Below are 919 nucleotides of genomic sequence, written 5' to 3' on the forward strand. Positions count from 1 at the left end.
ACAGGCAAATCGATCACTGAAATCATTGATTTTTTTCAAGCTCAAAAAAAGTTTGAGCTACACAATATTATGTCTTCTTCTCATAAACTCCGAAATATACTGCCATACCTCTCCATTCTGTTTACTGCAATGAGTCCTTATCTGGTGCAGCATGTATATATGTGTTCCAGTCCTGTTCAGGCAAGAAAAGTATTCTTGTATGCCGCTGTTTTTTCTACCTTTATCATAGTGTGTATAATGCTAGTTGGGCTATTTGTTTTTGTCTCCTTCCCAGATGTACCATCTGAAGATATTTGGAATCATTTCTTCTCTAATGCTCCCCCTGCTTTAAAAGGAGTAGTGTGTATTAGTATATTATCCTTTGCGATGTCCACAGTTGATTCTAGATTGCATGTCGCTAGTATTATGATTGCTTATGATATACCAAAAGGTATATATTTTCTGAGAAAATTAGTTTGTTTGTATCAACTTCGAGTCACTCGTCTAGCCCTTGTCGTTGTGGCGCTACTCACTGTGTTCTTAGCTTATCAGTTTCCTATCTCTAGTCTAATCCGAATTCTTGTATGGTATGGGCGTTTTTATGTTCCCATCATAATCGCTCCATTTATTTTAGCGGTTGTGGGTTTCCGTATTACTTCGCTGGTTGCTTTAATAGGCATGGCTACAGGTTTACTCTCTGTATTTGGTTGGGAGAAATGGATGGCTCCTATAGTCGGTACGAATAGCAACTATATTCCTTGTATGTTAATGAATGGCCTAGTAATGATAACGTTACACTATATCATGGCTATAAACCGAAAAAATAAACCAGGTAGACCAATTCCGAAACATAAACAAATGCAGTAAACAGTCTAATATCAGCCAATCATTATACCTCTTGCCAAACCTACTTCTAATGGCATTTTTGGTGTCGAAGCTT

1 pseudogene is annotated in these 919 nt (G+C 37.3%); it reads left to right on the forward strand.

Annotated elements, in window-relative coordinates:
• Positions 1 to 846 (forward strand): annotated as a pseudogene (locus tag MUW74_RS04150) (hypothetical protein); the annotation flags it as partial.
• Positions 847 to 919: the final 73 nt, after the last annotated feature.

This window comes from Candidatus Cardinium sp. cBcalN2 (assembly GCF_022810445.1).
Lineage (GTDB): Bacteria > Bacteroidota > Bacteroidia > Cytophagales > Amoebophilaceae > Cardinium.